This window comes from Nostoc sp. CHAB 5715 (assembly GCF_020829685.1).
GTDB lineage: Bacteria > Cyanobacteriota > Cyanobacteriia > Cyanobacteriales > Nostocaceae > Nostoc.
In genome coordinates, this window is the sequence record NZ_JAIVFR010000162.1 from 1 (window position 1) to 9,847 (window position 9,847).

The 9,847-nt window shown below is 43.3% G+C and carries 14 protein-coding genes; 10 read left to right on the plus strand and 4 right to left on the minus strand.

Going from position 1 to position 9,847, the window contains the following annotated elements:
• On the minus strand, positions 1-1,177 hold a 1,177-nt coding region (locus LC574_RS11225; protein ID WP_229453595.1), incomplete at its 3' end, for a right-handed parallel beta-helix repeat-containing protein.
• A gap of 586 nt (positions 1,178-1,763) precedes the next feature.
• Here LC574_RS11225 and LC574_RS11230 point away from each other — a divergent pair.
• From LC574_RS11230 to LC574_RS11250, 5 genes are all read left to right on the plus strand, one after another.
• The gene (locus LC574_RS11230) at positions 1,764-1,985 is read left to right on the plus strand and encodes a hypothetical protein (protein WP_229453596.1); all 222 of its coding nucleotides are present in this window, start codon (positions 1,764-1,766) and stop codon (positions 1,983-1,985) included.
• The gene (gene thiD, locus LC574_RS11235; protein WP_229453597.1) at positions 1,982-2,797 is read left to right on the plus strand and encodes a bifunctional hydroxymethylpyrimidine kinase/phosphomethylpyrimidine kinase; all 816 of its coding nucleotides are present in this window, start codon (positions 1,982-1,984) and stop codon (positions 2,795-2,797) included. The genes LC574_RS11230 and thiD overlap by 4 nt, the downstream gene beginning before the upstream one ends.
• A gap of 34 nt (positions 2,798-2,831) precedes the next feature.
• Complete coding sequence (locus LC574_RS11240; protein WP_229453598.1) at positions 2,832-3,038, plus strand: hypothetical protein; 207 nt, start codon at positions 2,832-2,834, stop codon at positions 3,036-3,038.
• A gap of 13 nt (positions 3,039-3,051) precedes the next feature.
• The gene (locus LC574_RS11245; RefSeq protein WP_229453599.1) at positions 3,052-3,660 is read left to right on the plus strand and encodes a hypothetical protein; all 609 of its coding nucleotides are present in this window, start codon (positions 3,052-3,054) and stop codon (positions 3,658-3,660) included.
• 357 nt (positions 3,661-4,017) lie between these two features.
• Positions 4,018-4,356, plus strand: coding sequence for a P-II family nitrogen regulator (locus LC574_RS11250; RefSeq protein WP_229453600.1), 339 nt, complete (start codon positions 4,018-4,020; stop codon positions 4,354-4,356).
• 139 nt (positions 4,357-4,495) lie between these two features.
• Here the strand turns inward: LC574_RS11250 and rdgB are convergent, their stop codons facing one another.
• Together rdgB and LC574_RS11260 are read right to left on the minus strand one after the other, a co-directional pair.
• Positions 4,496-5,101 (minus strand): RdgB/HAM1 family non-canonical purine NTP pyrophosphatase, encoded by a 606-nt coding sequence (gene rdgB / locus LC574_RS11255; RefSeq protein ID WP_229453601.1) that lies wholly within the window; start codon positions 5,099-5,101, stop codon positions 4,496-4,498.
• A gap of 161 nt (positions 5,102-5,262) precedes the next feature.
• A complete protein-coding gene (locus LC574_RS11260) occupies positions 5,263-6,699 on the minus strand; it encodes a phosphoglucomutase/phosphomannomutase family protein (RefSeq protein WP_229453602.1) in 1,437 nt (478 codons plus the stop codon).
• 344 nt (positions 6,700-7,043) lie between these two features.
• Here LC574_RS11260 and LC574_RS11265 point away from each other — a divergent pair, with 344 nt between their 5' ends.
• On the plus strand, positions 7,044-7,769 hold the full coding sequence (locus LC574_RS11265) for a pyridoxine 5'-phosphate synthase (protein ID WP_229453603.1): 726 nt from the start codon (positions 7,044-7,046) through the stop codon (positions 7,767-7,769).
• 78 nt (positions 7,770-7,847) lie between these two features.
• On the opposite strand, the gene LC574_RS37950 is transcribed toward LC574_RS11265, so the two are convergent.
• Positions 7,848-7,979 carry a hypothetical protein gene (locus LC574_RS37950; protein WP_267871496.1) on the minus strand — a complete coding sequence of 44 codons (132 nt, stop codon included), beginning with the start codon at positions 7,977-7,979 and terminating at the stop codon, positions 7,848-7,850.
• Between the two features lie 19 nt (positions 7,980-7,998).
• On the opposite strand from LC574_RS37950, the gene LC574_RS11270 reads away from it, so the two are divergent.
• From LC574_RS11270 to LC574_RS11285, 4 genes are all read left to right on the plus strand, one after another.
• Positions 7,999-8,718 carry an ester cyclase gene (locus LC574_RS11270; protein ID WP_229453604.1) on the plus strand — a complete coding sequence of 240 codons (720 nt, stop codon included), beginning with the start codon at positions 7,999-8,001 and terminating at the stop codon, positions 8,716-8,718.
• 65 nt (positions 8,719-8,783) lie between these two features.
• A complete protein-coding gene (locus LC574_RS11275; protein WP_229453607.1) occupies positions 8,784-9,113 on the plus strand; it encodes an MgPME-cyclase complex family protein in 330 nt (109 codons plus the stop codon).
• Between the two features lie 2 nt (positions 9,114-9,115).
• On the plus strand, positions 9,116-9,268 hold the full coding sequence (locus LC574_RS11280) for a hypothetical protein (protein ID WP_229453605.1): 153 nt from the start codon (positions 9,116-9,118) through the stop codon (positions 9,266-9,268).
• Positions 9,269-9,393: 125 nt separating this feature from the next.
• A partial coding sequence (locus LC574_RS11285) for a hypothetical protein (RefSeq protein ID WP_229453606.1) occupies positions 9,394-9,847 on the plus strand: 454 nt, incomplete at its 3' end.

The window sequence follows — 9,847 nt, forward strand, 5'->3', positions numbered from 1 at the left end:
CATCTAAAGGAGTGTTCTTAGTGATGCTATTGAAAGCATTGGAACCACCATCGATCGCAGGACTTCCTGGTTTGAGCCTAAAGTCACCATTCGCTGCATTAACAAACAACGGGTCTTTGTTTAAAACATTTCCTGATCCTGCACCTTTAAAATCTCCGTTGTAAGCAAGGTTATTGTCAAATGAAACATTACTAGAATTAACAATAGAACTGGCAGACTCTCCATCGTTTGCATACATAATATTGTTAGAGGCCTGAACATTTTTAGCACTGTTAATGAAAATTTCTCCGGTTGAGAGGTTTTGTGAGTTTTGGTAAGTTGTATTATTCACAATGTCTATAGGGTTTTCTCCTTTGAAAATCTGAATACCTGCGCCACCATTGTTGTAGATTAGGTTGTTGGCAATTAAGGCTTTGCCTGCATAAAATTCCGTGCCAATGTAGCTTCTATCAAGCATCACCCCATGACCTTCCTGTATTTTTCCTGTTAGAGCAGTGGGTACTAACTGCTTGTTATCAAAGGAAGTATTGCCACGAATAATTACTTTGTAATCTGTGAGATTATCATCAGAATTCCAGAGGTTCAGCATTGTAATCCCTTGGACTCCAAAGGGAGAATACCAACCATTCCCAGAAACGACATTATTTTCTACTGTAATGTAGTCTGCTTCTATTGCTGTAATCCCGCCTCCTGAAAAGTTAGAAACCTTGTTATTGCTAATTGTGATGTGATGTGAATGCTGATTTTCGTTGTCATTGATATATGTAACGTTAATACCATTTCCAGATGTTGCTGGATTCCTCAAATTATTTTTTTCCTGGAGCGCATATTCTAATGTAATTTCATCTCGTGCTCCCAGCAGCGTCAGCCCTTCAATTACTACATAAGAAGAGCCTGTAATTGAGATAGCATTCCAATTGTTAATGCGAGCTTCTAAAACTGGTGTGTGTCCAGGATAAGCAGTAAATGTGATCGGCGCATTAGCGGTACCATGCTTATCTGAAATACTCAGGATATTAGGGTAAATGTTTGTGTAAGTACCATTCATGACGTAGACGGTATCACCTGCGGCTACCAAGTCCGCAGCTTTTTGGAGGGTGCGAAATGCGGCTCCTTCGTTCAAGCCATCATTTTTATCATTGCCTGTTACAGAAACGTAGTATGTTTTGCCAGCCATGAGATTAACTCCGAATTTTACAAGGGTAATTGGTAGTACGTTCTCAGCAATAAACTATGTTGCTAAGTAGTTATTTGAATGGGTGATTTATCTAGACTTTTCAAGACAGTCGCAGTTGTGCGATCGCAACTTGAAATCGCGTCGTTTGTAGAAAAACTGTTGGAAAACTGAAAATTTTTATCCTATTAACCGTTGATGGTTAAAGTAGGGATGTCGATACCGTCAATCGTTAGTGTTTTATTGAGGGTGATCGGACAATTTGCACGCAGACAAGGCAGCGCAAAGCCGATGGCGTTTCCTGTCATCTCTGCGTTTTTTGAGTGGTTAAAGTTGAATTGGTTGAAACTTTAGTAGGTTTACCCTTTAACTTAAGGGAACTAATGTAACAACTTAGTCAAACCTGTTGTACGCGGTGTAACTGAGCCTTGTGAACTCATGTATTAAAACTAACCTTTAGATGCGAGAGAGAAATCAGTGAATATTCTGAATATAGTTATTTTTTTTACAACAAAGGCAAAAAATTTATGGAGATGTCGTGGTGGAGTCCTGTTAATTTCCAAAGTGATATGGGACTGAAGAGCGCTTTGTGCGAGGATTTGATGAAATTTCTCTAAAAATTTTTAAAGAAGCGATGCCTTCTTTACCAAACGCCCCGCTACCGCTAATAGCACTTTCAAGTCAGGTTGTCGTAAATCTTTGTGGTTGCGATCGCAAAGGAGGCTGGAAGGAAGAGGGTTTTAGCCTAGTTCATCAATCTTTGAGATATTTTGGTTTGATGGTGCTAACTTACTTAATCTTCATAATATGAACACTGAAATAAACTCCAGAATACCCGTTGCTTTAACCATTGCTGGTTCAGATAGCGGTGGTGGTGCAGGAATTCAAGCTGATTTACGTACCTTTGCTTTTCACTGTGTCCACGGTACTAGCGCTATAACTTGCATCACGGCGCAAAATACTTTAGGAGTGAAAAGGGTTGATGCCATGCCAACAGAGGCTGTTGTGGGGCAAATTCAGGCAGTAGTTGAGGATATTGGCGTACAAGCTGCCAAAACGGGAATGTTGCTTAATCAGGAAATTATCTTTGCTGTTGCCCAGCAGGTGGAAGCTTTACAAATCGATAATTTAGTAGTTGATCCGGTAATGGTGTCACGTACAGGGGCACAATTGATTGATGATGATGCTGTGAAGACTCTATGCCATGCCCTGATTCCCAAGGCGGTTGTAATCACGCCGAATCGCTACGAAGCCCAGATTTTAAGCGGTTTACAAATTAATTCCTTGGAGGATATGCAAGCCGCTGCTGAAATTATTCACAAGACTTTACGGACGAAGGCTGTTTTAGTCAAGGGCGGAGGTATGCAGGGAGATTTGCGTGGTGTTGATATCTGGTTTGATGGGGACAAGTTGGAAGTTTTGACTTGCCAGCAAGTAGAGACAAAAAATACTCACGGTACTGGTTGTACACTATCGGCTGCGATCGCTGCTAATCTGTCCAAGGGACAAGACTTGTGGCAGGCAGTGCAAGACGCAAAGAAGTATGTGACTACTGCACTCACTTACGCCCTAAATATTGGCGAAGGGCAAGGCCCTGTAGGACATTTCTTCCCATTGTTATGAAATTAACCTTATAAAGGGGAGTGGGGAGTGGGGAGTGGGGAGTGGGGAGTGGGGAGATGAGGAAGCAGGGGAAGCAAGGGGAGAAGAATTAATAACCAATGCCCAATGCCCCATGCCCAATGCCCAATTCCCAATAATAAATCTTTGCTCTTTCGGCATTTTTCTATTATTCTTGGGCATAGTTTCAGGGCTGACTATCTTTGTTAGCATCTCTGTACGACCTACTTACCTTAATTTTTAATACCAAGCCCTCGATGCGAACAACCATAGGTTCAGTTCACAGGAATTCGCCAACACAGACTACTCAAGCCTACCCTCCCTCTGTGCCACTATCTGTATACAGGGAATTGTCAACAGAGTTGCAAGCAACACAGGCGAAGCTACATGCACTTACCACCAAAAATCAGCAATTAGCACAAGAAAATCAACTACTACGCCAAGAAATTACCAAAGTTGTTGAGTCTTTTTCTCATTTGCAAAAGTTTGTGGATTCCCATACTACGCCTAGTTATCACCAAGTTCCCCAAGCTTCTAGTGACGTTAAAAATGCCGCTAAAGTGCCAGTAACACAAGCGCGTCCACCTCAGCAGGTTTCTCGTTCGCATCCACCCGTTATTCCCAAAACGCCACCCGAAAAAAGCTGCCGCCAAGACTTTTCTATACCTGTAATAGAAATGAATTTCCCGATATCAGAACCAGTTTATATAGAAGAGCAACAAATAAGTTATTATTCCACTACTGAGCCAGATGCCAAGGGACTCAATGGCTGGTGGTTAATTATCACCATATTATTAATTATGCTTACTGCCTTTAGTGCTGGATATTTCGTTGTGCGTCCCTTGTTTGAACATCAAAAACGTTAGTTGACACTCCCACAGTCAGCAGCACCAAGCTTCGAGCTATCGAGCAATTTCTCTGCAATCATTCTCTAAAATATCTGGGCATATCTGCTAAATGGCGGAATTTATTTATTTTTAGGTTATAAAAGCTACATAAAATGCTAAATTGACAGCAACTTCTTTATGTTAGAACCTCAAAGATTATTCAATTAATAAATCCTTGCCGCTTTTCATGTCCCAAACCCTCAGGCAGAGCATCTACATTTTAAAAAAGTGGTAATTATTACATATATTTTAGGAAAAGCACTGCTAGTTACAGCTTCAGACAAAGGATCTGGTTAGATATATAAACGAAGCTAGTAGAAGTCAGGAGTCAAAAAGATGAAAAAAGTAGAAGCTATTATCCGCCCATTTAAGCTAGATGAGGTAAAAATTGCCTTGGTTAATGCTGGTATTGTCGGCATGACCGTTTCTGAAGTCCGGGGGTTCGGACGGCAGAAAGGCCAAACTGAACGGTATCGCGGTTCTGAGTACACCGTTGAGTTTCTACAAAAACTCAAAGTGGAAATCGTCGTTGATGACAATCAAGTTGATATGGTGGTGGACAAAATTATTGCTGCTGCCCGCACTGGTGAAATCGGCGATGGTAAAATTTTCATCTCGTCTGTTGAGCAAGTGATTCGGATTCGCACCGGCGAAAAGAACACAGAAGCAGTTTAAAAAAGTTATGAGTTAAGAGTTATGAGTTAAGAGTTAGGACTAAATGAGTGAAGATTTAGTAAAATTCATAAATCCAAACTTCAAACTCCCAATTCCTAACTCCTAACTCTTGTACAGACAGACGCGATTAATCGCGTCTCTACTCCCAACTCCTAACTCCAAACTCCCAATTCCTAACTCTCTCTAGCTGCGGAAGTAAAGCTGTAAAAGCCTTGCCTCGATGGCTAATTGACCTTTTCAACTCCGGTGTCATCTCAGCAAAAGTCAATTGCAATTCTTGCACATAAAAAATTGGGTCGTAGCCGAAACCACCATCACCACGCGATGCATGGAGAATTTCGCCGCGACAAATACCTTCAGATTCTAATACGATCGCACCATCAGGACGAGCGATCGCTACTGCACAAACAAATTGAGCTTGTCGATTGACTTCGTTATCTAATTCTCTCAATACCCTAGCAATGCGTTCTGAGTCGGTTTTAGCGTAACGTGCAGAATAAACCCCTGGTGCGCCATTTAGGGCATCTACTTGCAAACCCGAATCATCAGCAATTGCCCAATTTCCTGTGGCTTTAGCAATTTGTGACGCTTTCAGACAAGCGTTGGCAGCAAAGGTTTCGCCCGTTTCTTCAATTTCCAATTCTTCAGGTTTGAGTGTTAATTCCCAACCAGAATTTTCCAGATAAGCTTGCATTTCTCGCAACTTACCTGGATTTCCTGTAGCTACTACTAGTAATTTGGTCATTAGTCATTGGTCATTGGTCATTGGTCATTGGTCATTAGTCATTTACCAAGGACAAACAGAGAAGTCTGAGGGCCGATTTCTACATTGGCGCAGAGAATACCACAGGCATCAAAACTTCAAAGACAAAGGACAAAGGACAAATGACTAATGACTAATTAATTTTACTCTGCCCAGTGTTTCGCCCAAGCAAGAGTTTGATGCACTTGCTCAATTGTCGGGGCTTCGCAGTACAGCCGTAAAACTGGTTCAGTACCGCTAAACCGAATCATTAACCAGCTTTTATTAGCAAGACGATACTTGTAGCCGTCAATTGTTTGGCAATCAATCACTGCTAACCCGGCAATTTCTGTTAAGGGTTGAGTTTGCAGTTGTTGCAAAAGACGCGATCGCACTTCCATACTTGCTAAGGGTAAATCAATGCGATCGTAAGCTGAAATAAACCCTGTTTGTTTCTGCAAGTAGCGATAATACTCACCTAAATCCAAACCAGATTCTACAATCGCCTCTAGGACGTATAATGCTGACAGCAGTGCATCGCGTTCGGGAATATGACTACCATAACCAATTCCTCCCGACTCTTCGCCGCCCAACAACACTTTTGCTGCTAACATTCTATCAGCGATGTATTTGTAACCAACTGCTGTTTCAAATACTGACAGGTTATGTAGTGCTGCTACTAGGGGCATTAAGTCGGAACCACTAACAGTTTTGACTATTTCACCACTAAAGCCGCGCCGTAGGGTTAAGTGGTCGATTAATATGGGGATTAAGACTTGAGAACTTAGGAAGTTAGCTTCTCCATCTACAGCTGCAATGCGATCGCAGTCTCCATCAAATACCAACCCCACCGTTAAACTTGATTTATCGGTTTCTCGGTGAGTTTTGATGACTTCAAATAACTTTGAAAGGTATTTAGGCAAGGGTTCCGGCGCACCTCCACCAAATAGGGGATCGCGTTCTGAGTTGATTTCTTTGACTTGATTGCCTAGTAGTCTGGCCAATCCGCCTGCCGCCGCACCATGCATAACATCGGCAAATAAGGTCAATTTGCCAGATGCGATCGCTTCTCGAATTTTGGCAATATCAACTTTACCTTCTAATTCTTGGGTATAACTGGGCCAAGGATCAAATTTCTCTTGCTTCCCTGGAGTACCACTAGCAGCTACTCCAACCGACAACTGCCCTTCGATCTCTTTTGTAACTTCTGGCGGCACTGACCCACCAAAACAACCCTTGACTTTTAACCCCAAATATGTACCTGGATTATGGCTGGCTGTAATTACCAGCGCCCCTAAAGCATTGAGTTGTTTTGCTGCCCAACTATAAGCTGGGGTTGGGGCATAGGTTTCGCTCAGTAGCACATCAAATCCAACAGAGGTGACAGTATCAGCAACAGCACGAGCAAAGTCTTCGGCCATGAATCGGCGATCGTAACCGACAATTATTGTCCGGCTACCCACCGTAGAAAAATATGTATCATATAATACTTTTGCGGCAACTGGCGCGACCAGGGCTAGGCGTTCAAAGGTGAACTCGTCACCAATAACGCCCCGCCAGCCGTCTGTACCAAACTTGATTGAGTTAGCTACAACTGGCATCTAAGTATCCTAACTGTCTACTTGAGGATTCTAGCATTTATACAGTGTACAAAGTAAAAAAAGAATCTAGTAAGCTATATTTAACGAAGAGGCAGGGGGAAGGGGGCAGGGAGCAGGGGGAAATGACCCCTTTCTGCTGCCGTGAAATGAAGGGGGGAACATGTTCTTACGTCCCCCACTTCTAATAAGTGGTTCAAGTGAGGTTGGGGTCGAATCCCCTTTCTGTTCTATCCCCCTTGCTCCCCTGCCTCTGCTTCAATCTTTCTTTGACTACTTCGCTATGCACGACCAGCTTTTCCGGTAAAATCAAATTCTGAGGACTGTGGATTTGGGAGAAATTTGGGGTGCCTACACTTGGCGTTAACATTGACCACATCGCCACCATCCGGCAAGCACGGCGGACAGTGGAACCAGACCCCGTGGCGGCGGCGGTGCTGGCAGAATTAGGGGGTGCAGATGGGATTACGGTGCATCTGCGGGAAGATCGGCGGCATATCCAAGACAGGGATGTGCGTATATTGCGAGAAACAGTGCGATCGCATCTTAATTTAGAAATGGCCGCTACAGATGAAATGCTAGCGATCGCTCTTGATATCAAACCAGATTATGTAACCTTAGTCCCCGAAAAGCGCGAAGAAGTCACAACAGAAGGCGGATTAGATATTATCGGGCAAATTGCTAGAATAGGTGAGATAGTCGATAAATTGCAAAGCGCTAACATTCCAGTTAGTTTATTTATCGATGCCGACCCAGCACAAATCGAAGCATCTGTCAAGGTGCAGGCGCGATTTATTGAATTGCACACCGGACAATATGCTGAGGCTAAAGATGAAACAAATCGCCAGCGAGAATTAGCCATATTAGCTAAAGGGTGTGAACAAGCGATTCAAGCTGGATTGCGAGTCAACGCTGGTCATGGACTCACCTATTGGAACGTCTATCCAGTAGCTGCGCTTCCAGGTATGGAAGAACTGAACATCGGTCATACCATCATCAGTCGGGCAGCATTAGTAGGTATGGAAAGGGCAGTCCGCGAGATGAAACAAGCTATAAGAGGGAATGGGGAATAGGGAATGGGGAATGGGGAATAGGGAATGGGGAATGGGGCATTGGGCATTGGGCATTGGGCATTGGGCATTGATTGATTATTAAATATTCTCCTTTGCTCCCCCTGCTCCCTCATCTCCCCCTACCCCCTCATCTCCCCCTGCCCCCTCATCTCCCCACCCCCCTATCTGAAAAGAGGGTTGTCTACTGCGAAATCTAGAAATTGAGAGCAAACCTTCACCAAAGACTTCTATGAGCGCAACACAGTCTAACAACCTGCCGCTTTGGGTACAGGATCGGGATAAGGTGATAGCAGAAAGCACTGATGTCGAGTGGCGCTATCAGACACCGCCTGATTATTCCCGTTCCAAAGAGAATCTCGCTCAAGAAAGTACCTATAGTCACCTTGAAGGTACACTGGAAGCGATCGTGCAAAACTTGGTGCGAACCTTCGAGATGGAGGTATCCTTTAAAGCTAACCCACAAGAGTGGTTATCTATTGTCAATGACAAGTTTCGTGTAAGTACCAATGGCAAAGTCGAGTACACAGCAGCAGATGTATCAGCCCAAGGTACTTACAATTTATTTATGGCTGATTCAGAACACTACAAGGCTTCAGAAGAAAGCTTTGAATCATCCGCAAAACTCTTCCACACAACATTTCCCCAAGGATTTCCTTGGGAAGTGCTGGAAGTTTTCTCAGGGCCACCAAATGTCACATTCAAATGGCGGCATTGGGGACATTTTAAAGGAGAATACAAAGGCTATGCACCTACTGGAGAGACAGTAGAAATTATCGGCATGAGCATTGCAAAAGTTACCGATGACTTGAAGGTTATTTCCTTGGAACACTATTTCGACAATAATTTGTTCTTGGAAAAGCTAACATCTGGTGGCAAACAGATAAATGCCCAAAAGCAGGGAAGTGCTTGTCCGTTCAGTTCTTGGTTCAGGAAATTGCACAAGAGTTAGTTTTTAGGGGTACAGAGTGCAGCACTGTACCCTTAAATTATTCACATAACAACCAAAGGATGAAAATGCAAACATATTATTACGTTTTGGCCAGTCAAAGGTTTCTTCTTGAAGAAGAACCAATACACGAAGTTCTCAAAGAACGCACCCGTCACTACCACGAACAAGAAAAACAAATAGATTTTTGGTTGGTTCAGCAACCAGCTTTCTTGGAAACACCGCAGTTTAAAGAGCAAAAGGCGAAGTGTCCCCAACCAGCAGTAGCAATTATTTCTACCAATCCGCAATTTATTACTTGGTTAAAACTGCGTTTAGAGTACGTCATCACTGGTGAATTCCAGGCTCCTTCTGAGACAATACCAGATGCCTTGGTATCGCTTGCTACCGTATCTTAGGAATGGGGCATTGGGCATTGGGCATTGGGCATCCCTTCGGCTTACCTCGGCAACGCTTGGCACAAGTCGCTCAGGGCAAGTGGGCATTGGTTATTAATTATTCTCCTCTGCTCCCCCTGCTCCCTATTCCCCACTCCCCACTCCCCACTCCCTAATTTTATTCTTGAGTAAAAAAATATATTTTTTGACACTCCTTTCATCCCATACTGAAGTAACTGGGTTTTCAGCTTTTTTCTTATAAAATTTTTTAAGACACCTTGATTTACATAATCTAACTTTTGTGCATAGATTCCAGATTTTACCAAGTGTTTTAGGATTAGCGATGTCTACGATGAGCTTCGCTTACGCTGGGTTGATTGGTGGCATGAGTTCTGTATTTGCCCAACAAGCCATTCCCCTTTGTCAACCACCAACTGCGGGTGAGTATCTTTTATTAGTAGTCAGTCCCACAGCAGATAATCAAAAGCAGTTGCGTAGTGCCTTACCGCCGGAACTGAAAACAATTACCTGTAAATATCTCAACGAAACTGTGACGCGGATAGGGGGCTTTAATAAAATTGATGATGCCAATCGATGGGCAAGGTATGTCAGCAATATTGTTGGCTTGTCTGACATCATCACAAATCGACCAACAAAGCCAGATGTGCAGCCACAGCAACAGGCACAGTTACAGCAAACTCAAAAGACAGTTTATAATCCTCAAGCATTAGGAGAGGGTTATGCAGTGCTAGTAG